The organism is Mucilaginibacter sp. 320_HR (genome assembly GCF_059691875.1).
Genome location: NZ_JCAWAI010000004.1, coordinates 317,828 through 333,924, shown reverse-complemented (window position 1 = coordinate 333,924; position 16,097 = coordinate 317,828). Strand labels below are relative to the sequence as shown.

At 44.6% G+C, this 16,097-nt stretch carries 16 protein-coding genes; 12 read left to right on the top strand and 4 right to left on the bottom strand.

Translation table 11 applies throughout. The features are described 5' to 3' along the window. Window positions 1-27: 27 nt before the first annotated feature. The 3 genes from AC59GT_RS16140 to AC59GT_RS16130 all read right to left on the bottom strand — a co-directional run bounded on the left by AC59GT_RS16140 (window position 28) and on the right by AC59GT_RS16130 (window position 1,969). The gene (locus AC59GT_RS16140; RefSeq protein ID WP_497238587.1) at window positions 28-792 is read right to left on the bottom strand and encodes an ABC transporter ATP-binding protein; all 765 of its coding nucleotides are present in this window, start codon (window positions 790-792) and stop codon (window positions 28-30) included. 174 nt (window positions 793-966) lie between these two features. Next, window positions 967-1,254, bottom strand: a complete 288-nt coding sequence (gene gatC, locus AC59GT_RS16135; protein WP_497238586.1) for an Asp-tRNA(Asn)/Glu-tRNA(Gln) amidotransferase subunit GatC — start codon at window positions 1,252-1,254, stop codon at window positions 967-969. Next, window positions 1,229-1,969 (bottom strand): lysophospholipid acyltransferase family protein, encoded by a 741-nt coding sequence (locus tag AC59GT_RS16130; protein WP_497238585.1) that lies wholly within the window; start codon window positions 1,967-1,969, stop codon window positions 1,229-1,231. The genes gatC and AC59GT_RS16130 overlap by 26 nt, the downstream gene beginning before the upstream one ends. A 53-nt stretch (window positions 1,970-2,022) precedes the next feature. Here AC59GT_RS16130 and trpS point away from each other — a divergent pair, with 53 nt between their 5' ends. Both trpS and AC59GT_RS16120 read left to right on the top strand, forming a co-directional pair. Continuing rightward, a complete protein-coding gene (gene trpS, locus AC59GT_RS16125) occupies window positions 2,023-3,018 on the top strand; it encodes a tryptophan--tRNA ligase (protein ID WP_497238584.1) in 996 nt (331 codons plus the stop codon). A gap of 120 nt (window positions 3,019-3,138) precedes the next feature. Further along, entirely contained in the window at window positions 3,139-3,753 is a 615-nt protein-coding gene (locus tag AC59GT_RS16120) for a deoxynucleoside kinase (protein WP_117382419.1), read from the top strand. A gap of 235 nt (window positions 3,754-3,988) precedes the next feature. Here the strand turns inward: AC59GT_RS16120 and AC59GT_RS16115 are convergent, their stop codons facing one another. Further along, window positions 3,989-4,336: a winged helix-turn-helix transcriptional regulator gene (locus AC59GT_RS16115; RefSeq protein ID WP_497238583.1), complete on the bottom strand. Its 348-nt coding sequence runs from the start codon at window positions 4,334-4,336 to the stop codon at window positions 3,989-3,991. Window positions 4,337-4,437: 101 nt separating this feature from the next. Between AC59GT_RS16115 and AC59GT_RS16110 the strand changes: the two genes are divergently transcribed. From AC59GT_RS16110 to AC59GT_RS16065, 10 genes are all read left to right on the top strand, one after another. Beyond that, complete coding sequence (locus tag AC59GT_RS16110) at window positions 4,438-5,034, top strand: short chain dehydrogenase (RefSeq protein WP_497238582.1); 597 nt, start codon at window positions 4,438-4,440, stop codon at window positions 5,032-5,034. Between the two features lie 331 nt (window positions 5,035-5,365). Continuing rightward, complete coding sequence (locus AC59GT_RS16105; protein ID WP_497238581.1) at window positions 5,366-5,764, top strand: hypothetical protein; 399 nt, start codon at window positions 5,366-5,368, stop codon at window positions 5,762-5,764. Window positions 5,765-5,854: 90 nt separating this feature from the next. Beyond that, the gene (locus AC59GT_RS16100; RefSeq protein ID WP_497238580.1) at window positions 5,855-6,742 is read left to right on the top strand and encodes a dienelactone hydrolase family protein; all 888 of its coding nucleotides are present in this window, start codon (window positions 5,855-5,857) and stop codon (window positions 6,740-6,742) included. Window positions 6,743-6,793: 51 nt separating this feature from the next. After that, the gene (locus AC59GT_RS16095) at window positions 6,794-7,522 is read left to right on the top strand and encodes a hypothetical protein (protein WP_497238579.1); all 729 of its coding nucleotides are present in this window, start codon (window positions 6,794-6,796) and stop codon (window positions 7,520-7,522) included. A gap of 171 nt (window positions 7,523-7,693) precedes the next feature. After that, complete coding sequence (locus tag AC59GT_RS16090) at window positions 7,694-9,013, top strand: peptidoglycan DD-metalloendopeptidase family protein (RefSeq protein WP_497238578.1); 1,320 nt, start codon at window positions 7,694-7,696, stop codon at window positions 9,011-9,013. 40 nt (window positions 9,014-9,053) lie between these two features. Then, the gene (locus AC59GT_RS16085) at window positions 9,054-10,157 is read left to right on the top strand and encodes an acyltransferase family protein (RefSeq protein WP_497238577.1); all 1,104 of its coding nucleotides are present in this window, start codon (window positions 9,054-9,056) and stop codon (window positions 10,155-10,157) included. Between the two features lie 177 nt (window positions 10,158-10,334). Next, the gene (gene pyrG, locus AC59GT_RS16080) at window positions 10,335-11,945 is read left to right on the top strand and encodes a CTP synthase (RefSeq protein ID WP_497238576.1); all 1,611 of its coding nucleotides are present in this window, start codon (window positions 10,335-10,337) and stop codon (window positions 11,943-11,945) included. A gap of 25 nt (window positions 11,946-11,970) precedes the next feature. Beyond that, window positions 11,971-13,815, top strand: a complete 1,845-nt coding sequence (yidC, locus tag AC59GT_RS16075; protein ID WP_497238575.1) for a membrane protein insertase YidC — start codon at window positions 11,971-11,973, stop codon at window positions 13,813-13,815. Window positions 13,816-13,896: 81 nt separating this feature from the next. After that, a complete protein-coding gene (locus tag AC59GT_RS16070; RefSeq protein WP_497238574.1) occupies window positions 13,897-14,460 on the top strand; it encodes a hypothetical protein in 564 nt (187 codons plus the stop codon). Window positions 14,461-14,572: 112 nt separating this feature from the next. Next, window positions 14,573-15,937, top strand: a complete 1,365-nt coding sequence (locus tag AC59GT_RS16065; RefSeq protein WP_497238573.1) for an exonuclease domain-containing protein — start codon at window positions 14,573-14,575, stop codon at window positions 15,935-15,937. The last annotated feature ends 160 nt before the right edge of the window (window positions 15,938-16,097 follow it).

Here is a 16,097-nt window from a genome sequence, read left to right as displayed (position 1 = left end):
ACAAAGGTTCCGTGAAGAACATTGGTATTATTTAGCAAGGTTAATTCCTACCGCTTCGCTGTGTTCGCGTACAGTCTGGATGTTGGTGTTCACATAATCATTCTCTACCAATCCGTCACGCATACGCACAATACGGTGAGCGTGCAAAGCAATATCTTCCTCGTGGGTTACCAGAATAATGGTGTTCCCTTTTGCGTGGATATCTTCCAAAAGGCCCATAATCTCGATGGAAGTCTTGGTGTCCAGGTTGCCTGTTGGTTCGTCGGCAAGGATGATTGACGGGTCATTAATAAGTGCACGGGCAACAGCAACACGCTGACGCTGACCTCCGGAAAGCTCATTAGGACGGTGATCTGTTCGGTGGCCTAATCCCACATTCTCCAGGGCAGCTTTAGCACGCTGATTTCGCTTTTCTTTGCTTATTCCGGCATATACCAGTGGCAATGCAACATTATCCAAAGCGCTGTTACGTGGCAGAAGGTTGAAGGTTTGGAATACGAAACCTATTTCAGTATTGCGAACTTCTGCAAGTTCATTATCCGTCATATGGCTTACGTTAATACCATTGAGGATGTACTCGCCCTTAGTTGGCGTATCTAAACATCCAAGGATGTTCATTAGGGTAGATTTACCCGAACCTGATGGGCCCATCAAAGCAACAAATTCGCCCTTGTTAATCGTAAGTGATACGGATTTTATCGCATGTATCACCTCGGTACCAATTACGTACTTACGGCCGACATCGTTTATGGTAATAAGTGGGGCTTCCTTTGTTTTAGCTAATGGTATCATCCGTTTTTCTTGCTTTGACAGTAAGGTAGTAAGAAATGTTACAAGCTTTTTAAAAGATTAGAGAGGCATTGTTTAAATCAAGAGTTGCGAACAGAACATCAAGAAAGAAAAACAATTCTCAACCCTTGTTAAAGCTTTTGATTCTTGATTCTTAACTCCTGACTCTCAATCCGCTTACTTAATAACTTTAGCTACCAGGAAATGGCTGCCATCGTGGTCGGGAGCATTCAACAGTGCTTCAGCTGTGGTAATCTCCTGCTTTATTATGTCTTCCCGTAGAGTATTGGGTTCATCGGTCATGTAAATTAGGGGTTCCACACCGGTGGTATCCACCTCGTTCAACTTGTCCATAAAGCCTAATATTTTATTCATATCGGCAATCATGTCCTGCTTCTCCTGTGCCCCAAGTTCAAGGCGGGCCAGGTGAGCTATCTTATCAACCGTTTGTTCGTCTATGATCATGCTCGTTTAGTTTATTGCTGATCAACCCGTAAACAGTATTGCGCAGATTATCAGCATCCTCTATAGTCAAGTGCGCCGTTTCAATCGGCTTATGTACAAATATATGGCAAACTCCCGGCCGCGAACCAAATTTTAAACCATCGTCCCATAATACTTCCCATGTATCTAGCGAACTTACCGGTATAATTGGGATTTTAAGCTCAATTGCCATACGGAACGGGCCGTTCTTAAACTCGTGCAGGCTTGGAGGGAAATTGTCGGGTATGGTTGCTTCAGGGAAGATAATCGCCGTCATCCCTTTTTCCAATCGTTCCATCACCTGCTTAAATGCCCGAAATGAAGCCATTTTACTTTCGCGGTTAACAGGGATATCAACGGTGCGGAAGAACAGGCCGGTCACCAAACCATTCACCAGCTCTTCTTTGCCCATAAAGCAGCAGTTATTCTTCACCAGGAGGCTCATTGCGGTGATATCCAGGTTTGAAGTGTGATTGGGGCATATAATGTAAGTGCGACTCCAGTCAATTGGTTGCTCTACGTCAAAGGCGTATAATATCCCCACGACTGCGGAGCTTAGGAAACCCCAAATCCGGCGTATTACGTTCATGTGTTTATAACGCTCGGGCTTCCGCGAAAAGTAATAGAGCAAAGGCCATAATAAGAGGAAAAAAAACGCCACACTTCCACGGTATAGGTAGGTGTGTGCTTTCTTCATTATCATTTTCATCCGCGTCAAAAATATAAAAAATACTTACTTTCGCCCCCTATATGGAAACTGTTGTTAGCGGCATAAGATCTACCGGGAACCTGCATTTGGGAAACTACTACGGAGCTATTCAGAACTTCGTAAAAATGCAGGACGAATATAAATGCTATTTTTTTATTGCCGATCTGCACTCGCTAACCACTCACCCTACACCTGCAAATCTGCACGGCGCTGTAAAGCAAGTGTTGGTAGAGTACCTTGCCGCAGGCATAGACCCTGAGAAGGCTACTATATACGTTCAGAGTGATGTCCCTGAAATTGCAGAACTTTACCTGTACCTTAACATGAATGCCTACCTGGGCGAACTGGAACGCAGCACATCTTTTAAAGATAAAGTGCGTGCCAACCCGGACAACGTAAATGCAGGGCTACTCACCTACCCTGTACTGATGGCGGCCGACATCCTAATCCATAAAGCAACTAAGGTTCCTGTAGGTAAAGATCAGGAGCAGCACCTGGAAATGGCCCGCACTTTCGGTAACCGCTTTAACAGGTTATACAATAAAGAATATTTTCCTGAGCCTTATGCATTCACCTTTAGCGAGAATCTGGTAAAAATACCCGGACTTGATGGTAAAGGTAAAATGGGTAAAAGCGAGGGCGAAGGCAATGCTATATTCCTTGCAGACACACCCGAAGCTATCCGTAAAAAAGTAATGCGCGCCGTTACCGACAGCGGCCCGACTGAAGAGAACCAGGCTAAACCGCAGGAGATTCAAAACCTGTTTGACTTGATGAAGGTAGTGTCGGCACCGGACACTTACACGCACTTTGACAACCTGTACAACAGCATGTCCATCCGCTATGGCGACCTTAAAAAGCAGCTTGCTGAAGACATGATCATAGCCACTGCGCCTATCCGCGAGAAGATAAACGACATAGCTAATGATGCGCCTTACCTGCGCCAGGTTGCCCGTTATGGTGCAGCAAAGGCGCGTGAAAGCGCTCAAAAGACCATCCGCGAGGTGAGAGAGATTATCGGGTTCAGGAACTTTTAACAGAGTGAACTGGTCTGAATCAGAATTTTCAGAATTAGAAAATTTTCAGAATTCAGATGCTAAACAAACAAACATTCTCCTAATTCTGTAAATTCGGAAAATTCTGATTCAGATTATTTTATGCACATAGCTATTGTAGGAAATATAGGCGCCGGTAAAACCACCCTTACCGAAATACTGGCCAAAAATTATGGCTGGGACCCTTTGTATGAGGCGGTTGACAACAACCCTTACCTGGAGGACTTCTACAGCGAAATGAAACGCTGGAGCTTCAACCTGCAAATATTTTTCCTTAACAGCCGCTACCGCCAGATAGTTGAGATACAAAAAAGCGGCCGCAACATAATACAGGACCGCACTATATACGAAGATGCATACATCTTCGCTGAGAACCTGCACGACATGGGACTCATGACCACCCGGGATTATGAGAACTACGAGAGCATGTTCAACAACATTACCGAGTTTATAAAACCGCCCGACCTGCTGGTTTACCTAAAAGCCTCAGTACCAACACTAGTGAATAACATACAGCGCCGCGGCCGTGAGTACGAGATTGGCATCCGGATAGATTACCTCTCTAAACTGAACGAGAAGTATGATAAATGGATAAAGAATTACAAGCTGGGCAAGCTGCTGGTGCTGGACAAAGACAACCTTGACTTTGCCAACAATACCGAAGATATGGCCACCATTATACAAGCTATAGAACGCGAGATACACGGCCTGTTTTAGTCAAAAGTGTTCAGCTTTTTTTGTGCCGGTGCAAATTGAACACCTGTTTTTGAACGTTGCTTTACCTGCAAATTTTCATCTAAAAAGTTCGTTTCTGCAGCGTAGGACGTATAAACACCTTTAATTTCCACACTTTTATAGCTGGTTTTGCAAGCACATTTTCTGGTTATTTAAAAATAAATTTGCAGTGAATAGGTAAAAGTGCTATAGGCTATTTTTTGACGACTTACACCGCTTATTTAGTACCCGGGATGTTCTTTCTGCCCCACTCGGCAAAAAGCTCCATCATATCGTTAAGCGAGCTGCCTTTTTCAGTCAAGGTATATTCTACCCTGGGTGGTACCTCAGCAAAAACTTTGCGCGTTATAATACCATCGGCTTCCAGCTCTTTCAAATGCCTCGACAATACCTTCAAGGCTATTCCCGATATAGTTTTATGAAGCTCCCCAAACCTTTTAGGGCCTGATATCAGTACCCAAATAATCACGGGCTTCCACTTGCCGCCAACAATGTCTATCGCCGCAGTTATGGGGCATTCGCAAACCGGCGTTATTTTATTTTCAATTTTATCTTTAACTAACATGCTAATAATTAACATTAGTAACTAAACTGTCAATACTAGACAGTTGTGCCATTACTTGACAAATGTACAGTATTAACGTAATATTGTAAAAAAAAATAATCATGAAGATAATTATTGTAGGTGCCAGTGGCACCATTGGCAAACATGTAACAGCAGCCTTGCAAAACGATCACGAAGTAATTAAAGTAGGTTCAAAAAGCGGCGACCTCCAGGTAGATATATCCTCGCCTGATTCAATTGAAAATCTGTACAAGCAGGCAGGCCAGTTTGATGCACTGATAAATGTTAGCGGCGACGGCCATTTTGGTCCGCTTACCAGCATGAAGGACGCTGATTTTCGTGTAGGTGTAGAGAGCAAGCTTATGGGACAGGTAAACCTGGTATTAATTGGCCAGCATTTCATCAACCCTAAAGGATCATTTACCCTTACCTCGGGCTCGCTTGCCGAAGACCCTATAGTGCTGGGCGCAAACCTGAGCGCAGTAAACGCTGCAGTTAACGGGTTTGTAAAAGGCGCCGCCATAGAACTGGAGAATGGTGTGCGTATAAACACTGTAGCACCAACCGTGGTGGAAGAATCACCGGCTTATTTTCCATTTTTCCCGGGCCAAACGCCGGTTACTATGCAACGCGTAACACAGGCTTATGTCAAGAGCGTGCTTGGCGGGCAAACCGGCCAGGTATATTTTGTATTGTAGAGGGTTGTACGCTGTATAAGCGCCATTGCTTTCTTAGCCCTGATCGTTTCCCATGCTTCGTTGCAGGCGATAACAGGGGCAATCTCCGGCATAACAGTACCTTGTTATCTGTCGGGGATTGCTTTGTTTCTCACCACAATCTTTACGAGTTGCTGAACCAGATACGTTGATATCAACAAACAAGTAGCTATTTCGGAAATAAGGCGAGCCGGGTTCTTATTACCGCAACAAACCAATATAATGTTGTACGAGAGTAGGCTATGCTCAAGTAAGGTGTTTTTGATTATTTTGAGTCAGCTGCAACGCTGTTGATATCCTGACCCTTTGAGCTATGAAAATCATCCTTACTATACTTGCTTTGTTGTTTGCTATTAATATTGCTTCCGCCCAAACTGACGAAACAAAGCATCCTCAAATGACGGAAAGTTTTGTCGACTCTTTAAAGATGAACATCGGCAAAATAATCACATCAAATCACGACATCGAATTGCGGTACCAGGCCAGCGTAGCTCCGGACGGCCGCGTTATTAGCCCGGTTGTTTCTAAACAAACCAATTACAACCAGGACATCAACTACAACCCACTTGTGCAGCAACTTAAAGTAATAATTATCAACGCTCCCGCCTGGGTTCCTGCTTTTGATGGCAGCAAACAGCAAAAACCTGTCCCCGTGGCTTTTAATATCAGGATATATAAAGACCAGATTACCATACTCGACCTTACCAACTAAACAGCTCTCTGTAATTTGTCAGATTTACTTTTTGGTGCCCGATAAATATATCGCCTCAATCCTTATATTTACATAAAACCATCTGCCATTATGGACCACCTTAAGAAAGAAGACATTAGCCAGGAAGTGTTTGATCTGTATGACGATTACGCGCATGACCGCATTAACCGCCGATCCTTTGTAGAAAAGCTGGGCATGTATGCCGTTGGCGGGCTTACTATAACATCGCTCATGAGCTTTTTAATGCCGAACTATGAAGGCAACATACAGGTAAAAGCTGATGACCCGCGCCTCACATCGGGTTACATCAACTATCCTTCACCTAAGGGAGGCGGTACAATAAAGGGTTTACTCTCTGAGCCTGCCGGTAATAAAAAGAAGCTGGGCGGCATTATTGTGGTGCACGAAAACCGCGGCCTTAATCCTTACATTGAGGATGTAGGGAGGCGCGCAGCACTTGCGGGTTTTATTTCGCTTGCGCCGGACGCATTAACCCCGCTGGGCGGTTACCCTGGTAATGACGACAAAGGCCGCGAGCTGCAGAGCCAGCGCAACAAGGCCGAAATGGAGGAAGATTTTATAGCAGCGTATGAGTACCTGCGCAACCATAAAGATTGTAATGGCAAAGTGGGCGTGGTAGGTTTTTGCTTTGGCGGCGGTATAGCCAACATGATGGCCGTACGTGTGCCCGGGCTTGCAGCTGCTGTACCATTCTACGGTGCACAGCCCGATGTTGCCAACGTACCGAAGATACATGCCCCGTTAATGCTGCACTACGCCTCGCTGGATACCCGCATTACCGCAGGTTGGCCGGCCTACGAGGCAGCGCTAAAAGCTAACAACAAAAAGTACCAGGCATTTATTTACGAGAATGTGAACCACGGTTTTCATAACGATACCACTCCGCGTTACGACAAAGCCGCCGCAGAACTGGCCTGGCAGAGAACAATAGATTTTTTCAAGGAGCACCTGAGTTAAGACTGTAAAATTATATTCAGTTTTCATTCACTTAAGTAATTTAACCTCTACATGAAACTTTCTTTCAGGAACTTTCAGTTAATTATACTAACGCTGTTTTGTTCCTGTTCGCCAGCCGAAAAAAAGTTAGCCAAGCCCCCTTTTTACATTAAACTCCCACCTGGTTGGATAGTTAAAGAAGAACAGGGGATTGACTCTGAGGTAGGAATTATAGAGGGTCCTGGCGTGCGATTGTATTACGATAGAAGCGGTATGGGCTACGCTGACTCCCTTGTACAGTCGGAAACTACTTTCATACATAGGGAGAAATATAACCGGCCATGCGGGTTGCGTGATACAGGAGTTACTTACATATCCAGCCTTAATACAAAGCAAGCCATTGCTGAAGAAATGAAAAGGCGGAACATTAAAGATGCATCCTTGATAAGGATAGAGCCCGACCCTTTATTTTTTGCAAAAGAGCACATTCGTAAGCCGACAAAAGACGAACAAAGAAGGTTTCCGAAAGCAGACAAAATGCTCGACCTCAGTTATGGCAATAAATTGGTATCAATCGATATAGAGCTTCCTCCTAAAATCAAAGAGCAAGTAGTTACTACAGATACGACTAAAAATTTTATCATCAGAACGACGTGGCCAAAGGTGACAGGTAAAGGTATCACCGGGGTATACATCAAAAGTCGCAGTTCAGCCTTAAACTTTAATATATCAGGCAAAAGCCTTTCGGCACAACAGCAGGACGAGGCATTAAAGGCATTTAAAACAATAAAGTTAAATTAAAACGACCTTTAATTCTATTAGAGGTCAATTACTTCCGCAAAACTTTGCACCAGCAGTGTCAATCGTAATCAACAACTTTCAGCTGTAGCAGACGAGTTTACCTTCCCGATGATTTAGGATCGGTAAAACCTTTAGTGTGGTGCACAGGTATTACAATTATATACCAACTGTATGTCACTACGTCAACTCTTTATAGTAGTACTTCTTTCGGCCATTATGGCTTCCTGCTCCAAACGCGGTCGGCTGGCTATGTTCCAAAAGCTGTCGCCGCATAACGCTTACGCGCAAAAGCTCAAAGACGCTGGGCTTAGTAACTCGGCGCTTGGTACTGCCTGGCTTAAACAAGCCGGGCAAACAATAGCCAATCCACTAAACATCAATATACCTTACAAAGAAACCGGCTACTTCCCGGATGAAAGGGCAAGCGGCACCGCCCTGCGCTTTGATGCCAGGCGAGGGCAAAAACTGCGCATCGGCATCACCAAAAAACCAGCAAGCAATTTTAACATCTACCTGGATCTGTTTAGCGAGAACCTGCCGGCTGCACCTAAACTGGCTGCATCAGCAGACACAACAGGCGCGGTAATGGAATTTGAAGTAAAGGAAAGCGGCAAGTACATCCTGCGCCTGCAACCCGAACTATTGCGCAGCGGCGAATACACCTTAAACATTACAGCGGGGCCATCATTGAGCTTTCCGGTATCGGCATCGGGCAAGCCGCATATAGGCAGTTTCTGGGGCGACGGGCGCGATGAAGGCGGCAGAAAGCATGAAGGTGTTGATATTTTTGCACCGAAGCATACCCCCGCCATTGCGGCAGCAAACGGCACGGTAACTAGTGTAACAGTGAATAAGCTTGGCGGTAACGTAGTGTTCATGCATCCCGAGAATGAAGATTACACCCTTTATTATGCCCACCTGGATGTGCAGATAGCCCAACCTGGCCAGACCGTATCCGTCGGCGACACGCTTGGGCTTGTTGGCAATACAGGCAATGCGCGCACTACGCCACCTCACTTGCACTTTGGTATTTATACTAGCGGCGGCGCTATCGACCCGCTGCCTTTTGTAGACAGGGAAGTAAAAGAACCTGCATCTATATCTGCATCCTTAAAAAATCTAAGTGATACCGTGCGCATTGCTTCCAAAACCGCCAAACTGTACAATATTCCATCAGAAAAGGGCCTTGCTGTAAGTACGCTTACGCAGAATACAGCGATGACTGTTGAATCCGCTACAGACAGTTGGTATAAAGTAACCCTGCCAAACGGGCAACATGGCTACATCAGCAGCAGGAATGTCACTGCCGCTGATAACATTCGTAGCATAACAATAAAGGCAGATCAGCCGTTGTACAACGCCCCTGATAGTGCCGCTGCGGCCAGCAAGAAGGTGCTTGCTGCAGGAGAAAAGGTAAACTTACTTGCTACCTACCGCAACTATTTACTGGTGAAAAGTGACGGTGAAATAGGCTGGATAGCCGGGCAATAACCATCTGCCTCAAAATAGAATATTACCTATATTTGAGGGTATGCCCCAACCAGAAAAAGCCGTACTTCTCCCCAGCAAAGCTGTTCTTCAGGGTCACTATCCTTCGCTTAATGGACTGCGCGGTATATCCATCATCATGGTTGTTGTGGCGCACTTGCACCTAGGTCCGAATGTATGGATTTCAACTTTTTTTAATGGCTCGCTGGGCGTAAACATATTTTTTGTACTAAGCGGCTTTCTGATTACCTCACTTTGCCTGAGAGAGCAAGATGCTACCGGCAGCTTACGGTTAACAAAGTTCTACACCCGCAGGGTGCTCCGGATATTCCCGGTTGCTTACCTGTACCTGCTCGTGATACTTGTACTTAACCTGATCTTTCAGCTTGGTGTAAAATGGTTTCAGTTCGCCGGGGCAGCAGCCTATCTAATGAACTTTAGTTACTTCCGCTCGCATAACTTCTCCTGGTTTACGGGTCACTACTGGTCGTTGTCGGTAGAGGAGCAGTTCTACATTCTCTTTCCGATTATTTTGAAGATCAATCGCAAGGTGTTTTACTACTGTGTGCTGTTTATTGTGTTTGGGCTGCCTGTAATATGTGCTTTGCAAGAGGTTCTTCCATCTATAAACAGCGGCTTGCCTTATTTTTTATCCCATTACTTTATTAAGTTCCAATCGATAGCTACCGGATGCATGCTGGCCTTGCTGGTGTTCCGTAAGGTGCTGGATCAAAGCTGGCTGCAAACAACAAAATTACCGGGCAATCTGTTGGCTATGATACTGATACTTTGGCTCCGGTTTGATGATTTTTACTCATTAAAAGCAATTCTGATCAATGGCATCATTTCGCTGCTTACAGCTTATATAGTGGTTACCAACATTGTTCCGTCAGGCAACGTGTTCTATCGTTTTCTTAATCTTAAATGGCTGTCGTTTATTGGCGTATTATCGTACAGTATCTATATCTGGCAGCAACTGTTTACCTCCGGCGATGCCAGGTTATCTCCGTACGTGGTCTCGTGGCCGTTTAATCTTGTGTGGATAATAGTAGTGCCGGTGATCTCCTATTATGGTTTCGAGAGGTATTTTCTTAGGATAAAAAAGAAATTCAAAGTAATAAACGATACACAGGACAGTGGCATGTAGCTGGTATTCAGAATTACAGGGTATTTTAACTTTACAATACTTTCCTTTCAACAACACCCCCCTTTTCAACAATTGTAAATAGGTGGCCCAAAGCCCGCAAATTTTCTTACTTTTGTATCCCGTACACAAACATTTGGCAAAGGGGTAAAAGCCCGGCCATTTGATTCAAAAAAGATCATGACCAAATACATCTTTGTTACGGGCGGCGTTACATCGTCATTAGGAAAAGGCATTATTTCGGCCTCATTAGCTAAACTTTTACAAGCCCGCGGCTACCGGGTAACCATCCAGAAATTCGATCCTTACATCAACGTTGACCCAGGAACGCTTAACCCTTATGAGCACGGCGAGTGCTATGTTACCGAAGACGGCGCCGAAACCGACCTGGACCTTGGCCACTACGAGCGTTTCCTGAACACGCCGACCTCGCAGGCTAACAATATTACGACCGGCCGTATCTACCAGAACGTTATCAACCGCGAACGCGAAGGTGCGTTCCTTGGAAAAACGGTACAGGTAGTACCGCACATTACCGACGAGATCAAACGCAATATGCGTATCCTGGGCGAGAGCGGCGATTATGATATAGTGATTACTGAGATAGGTGGTACCGTAGGCGATATTGAGTCGCTGCCGTTTGTAGAGGCCGTACGCCAGTTTAAATGGGAAGCCGGCCCAAGCAATGCTTTAGTGATCCATCTTACGCTTATCCCTTTCCTGGCTGCAGCAGGGGAGTTAAAAACTAAGCCAACTCAGCACTCGGTAAAGATGCTTTTGGAGTACGGTATACAGCCGGACATACTGGTTTGCCGCACCGAGCACCACATAAATGCCGATATCAGGAAAAAAATCGCACTTTTTTGTAACGTAAACATCAATGCGGTAATCGAATCAATGGATGCATCTACCATATACGATGTACCGTTGCTAATGCTGAAAGAACAACTGGATAAAACTGTACTGGCAAAACTAAAGCTGCCTGCCAAGAACGAACCGGATCTGGAAAGCTGGAAAGACTTCCTCGGTCGTCTGAAAAACCCGACATCGGAGGTGCGCATAGGCTTGGTGGGTAAGTATGTAGAACTTCCGGATGCTTATAAATCTATTATTGAGGCTTTCATTCACGCCGGTGCTAAAAACGAGTGCAAGGTTAAGGTACAGTACATTCCGTCGGAACAGCTTACTGTTGAGAACGCAGTGGACAAGCTTAGAGGCCTGCACGGCGTGTTGGTTGCTCCCGGTTTTGGCGAACGCGGTTTCGAGGGCAAAATAGAAGCTATCCGGTATGTTCGCGAGAACAATATCCCGTTCTTTGGTATATGCCTGGGCATGCAGTGCGCGGTTGTTGAGTTTGGCCGCCACGTGCTTAACCTGGAAGGTGCCAGCAGTACAGAAATGAATGCTGATACCCCGCACCCAGTCATCGACATGATGGAAGATCAAAAAGGGATTACCAATAAAGGCGGTACAATGCGCCTTGGCGCTTACCCTTGCGAACTTAAAAAAGGCAGCAAGGCAGCAGCTATATACGGCAAAAGCCGCATCAGCGAGCGCCACCGCCACCGTTACGAATTTAATAATACTTACCTGAAGGACTACGAAGCCGCAGGCCTAACACCATCGGGCATTAACCCTGATAATGGGCTGGTTGAGGTTGTAGAGCTTAAAAATCACCCGTATTTCGTAGGCGCCCAGTTCCACCCCGAATTAAAATCAACAGTTGCTAATCCGCACCCACTTTTTATTAACTTTGTCGCCGCTTCGCTGGCTTATGCCCGCAAGAACTAAGAGATATTAGTACGATACACAAATAATGGACAAAAATACATTTACAGGATTATTCCTGATCATGGTGATAATGGTAGTTGGCGTTTGGTGGATGAAACCATCAGAAGCCGAACTTAAAAAGAACCAGGAAATTGCTCACCAGGATTCGATAAAGAAAGGCTATATAAAAACTAAAACTGCGGCCACCGCAGCACAGTCGGCCGAAGCAGATACTTCAGCTGCAACAGCACAAGGCGTGGTTGATTCTGCAGTACTCAAAGCGCCTTTCGGCGCAGCTACTGTTGGTAAAGACAGCATGATAACACTGGAGAACAATGATGTCAGCATAAAACTTTCGACAAAAGGTGGTAACGTTTACTCGGCAGAACTTAAGAATTACAAGACTTACGACAAAAAGCCGCTTGTTCTATTCAGTGGCGACAATAATGCGTTTGGCTTAACTTTCAGCGCTGCAGGTAAGGCTATCAATACCAACAGCCTTTACTTCAAACCAAGTACAACCAGCTTAAAAGTTGCGGGCAGCGATTCTGCATCGCTTACTATGCGTTTAAGCTACAGCCCTACGCAGTATATCGATTATGTGTACAGCCTTAAGGGTAAGGGCTTTAAAGTAGGCTTTACCATTAAACCCGTAGGTTTAGATCAGGTGATTGCCAACAGTGGTACCATAAACCTAAGTTGGGCTGCCAGCCTGCACAAACAGGAGCGCGACATTAAAATGGAGCGTACTTATTCTACCGTTTACTTTAAAAACACAGAAAACAGCGTAGATTATCTGAGCGAAACAAAGGACGACACCAAAGCTATAAACGACCAAAAACTACAGTGGATAGCTTTTAAACAACACTTTTTTTCAAGCGCGCTTATAGCTAAGGAAGGCGTAACTATCAGCAAGTCTAACCTGGCGGTGACCACCGACATTAACGACACCACTGATGTTAAGCAGATGAAAGCTGATATAGCTTTCAACCGTAACTCGTTAGGCGCTGTGCCGCTGGAGTTTTACTTTGGCCCGAACAGGTATTCAATACTAAAAGATCAGGGTTACGATCTGCAGAAGATAGTTAACCTGGGCTGGGGACCGCTTAAATACATCAATCAGTTTGCTACCCTGCCTATCTTTAACTTTCTGAATAATTTTAACATGAATTACGGTATTATCATCCTGATACTTACTGTGATACTTAAACTTGTGCTTTCACCGCTTACCTACAAGTCATACCTGTCTATGGCGAAGATGAGGGTTATTAAGCCGGAAATGGATGAGATAAAAGCTAAGGTTGGTGAAGACAACCCTACCCTGCTACAGCAGGAATATCTTAAGCTTTACAAAAAAGCTGGTGTAAATCCATTAGGAGGATGTTTGCCTTTGGTAATACAGATGCCGATAGTGATCGCATTCTTCCGCTTTTTCCCGAGCTTATTTGAGCTTAGGGGACAAAGTTTCCTTTGGATGCATGACCTGTCCACCTATGATGCGGTAATTAGCTTTTCACCAATTATGGGCGTTAGCCACATTAGCTTAATGTGTTTGCTGATGACCATCTCCACACTTATTTATACCTACTTCAACAACCAGATATCCGGAGCTACCGGGCAGATGAAGTATATCGGTTATATTACCCCGCTGGTATTCCTGGTTACGCTTAACAGCTACCCTGCAGGTTTGAACTATTACTACTTCCTGGCTAACATGTTTACCTTTTTACAACAGTACCTTATTAAGTTTATGGTAGATGATAAGAAGATTCATGCACAGATACAGGAAAACAAAAAGAAACCTGAAGACGCTAAAAAGAAGTCGGGCTTCAGCGCAAAACTTGAAGAAATGATGCGCCAGCAACAGCAGGTTCAGGCTAAGAAGAAATAAGCGTAATCTTAAATTAAATAAATAGCAAAGCCCGATAGTAAACTATCGGGCTTTTTGTTGAGAAAAATTCTATTTTACTACATGGAAGCTAAATACCAGGACTTTAATGTCATCTTGTTAGATGAAAGCTCATACGATCCAGACTCAGCTGACAATTACTTTCAGTATGAGTTCGTTTACAACCAAGGGAAACAATACCGGTACTCAAGTAAACATGGCATAAGAATCATTCATCAAGATCACACTGAAATTTCTAGTGCATTAATTGTTGGATGGGGTGGTGGAACTACTATCCATGAAAGTTCGTTTTTAATAATTGGCGATCTAATATTTATATGTTGTGGTAATCAAGTTTATTCGCTCTATCTACCACAACTTACGCTAAATTGGAATAACAAAATTGATGATGCTACCTGCTTTGGTGTCTATCAATTTAAAGATGATCTTATCGTACACGGTGAAATGGAGATAATTCGTTTGACCATTAATGGACAAGTTAAATGGCGGTTTAGCGGAAGGGATATCTTTGCCAGCCTTCATAGAAACGATTCTTTTTACATTTCAGGTGATGAAATCCATGTATTTGATTTTGAAGATAACAAATACGTTTTGGATGGAAATGGTCTTGGTACCCTAGTAAAATGAACTAACTATATTATCAAAGGCTTATACCACGTGCACTTTCCGTTTCTTCACATCCGAAACTTTTTCAACATTTTATTAACTAATATAATTAGCAAATAGTTACATTTGGGTTATGTACGCTATTGTGGATATTGAGACTACGGGGGGACATGCCAGCGCAAACGGCATTACGGAAATAGCTATTTGCATACATGACGGTAAGAAAGTGATCCGTCGTTTTGAGACTTTGGTAAATCCGCAACGCGACATTCCCGTTTACATACGGGCACTTACCGGTATCACCAATGAAATGGTGCAGGGTGCCCCTTCCTTTGAAGATGTAGCACACGAAATATTCCACCTGCTTAAAGGACACATTTTTGTAGCGCATAACGTTAATTTCGATTATTCTTTTCTCCGCTATCACCTAAACGCTGCCGGCTACGAGCTTAACTGCAACAAGCTATGCACAGTAAGGTTAGGTCGCAAGATAATGCCGGGCCTGCTATCGTATAGCCTTGGAAAGCTTTGCAGCCATTTGGGTATACCAAACAACAGCCGGCACCGGGCCATGGGAGATGCAGCAGCCACTGCAGAACTCTTTAGCTTATTGCTTAAAACAGATGCAAACAACCACATTGGGCAGGCATTAAAGCAAAACTCCAAGGAGCAGGTATTGCCTGCTAACTTATCCAAAGCGGATATTGAGCGTTTGCCGCAGTCGCCGGGCGTTTACTATTTCCACGACCAAAAGGGCAAAGTAGTGTACGTAGGAAAAGCCAAAAACATTAAAAAACGGGTATGCAGCCATTTTACCGGCAACAACCCCGGGCAGCAGCGGCAGGAATTCCTGAAGAACATTTACAATATCAGCCACCAGGTATGCGGCACAGAGTTAATTGCTTTTGTGATGGAAGCTGTAGAAATAAAACGGCTTTGGCCAAAGTACAACCGCTCGCTTAAGCGCTTTGAGAACACCTATGGCTTGTATGCCTACGAAGACCAGCGCGGATACATCAGGCTAGCCGTAGACAAGCACCGCAAGCATATGCCCTCTGTTTACGCATGCAATTCGTTAGTGGAAGGCCATAACCTGCTTACCACACTTGTAGAAACCTATAGCCTATGCCCAAAGTTGTGCTTCATACAAAAGAACGACGCTCCCTGCCAGGGCAATAACATCAACGCATGCGCCTGCGAAGGACACGAAACGCCTGATGAATACAACACTAAAGTAACCGCGGCGATAGATGAGCTGAAACATGCCCTACCTACCTTCGCCATACGTGATGAAGGCCGCACCAGCGACGAACACAGTTGCATATTGATAGAAAAAGGGCGTTTTTACGGAATGGGATATATATCGCACTATTTTGATGCTGATAACATTCAACAGTTGAAGAATCACCTTACCCCCTATCCTGGTAACGATTATATCAAAAATATGGTTACAGGCTATGCTTCGCGCTTCCCGGAACGGAAGATGGTGTTTGCTTAGAAGCTTTTACGAATCGTGCTAACAGGTTAAAAGGCATACCAACACCATTCAAACGTGTCAGTCTGAGCTTGTCGAAGACCTGTAAGCCTTATCAATGGTTCGACAGGCTCACCATGACGGGTATGTCAGACATGTTGGTTCACCAAGTCTATAATTGATA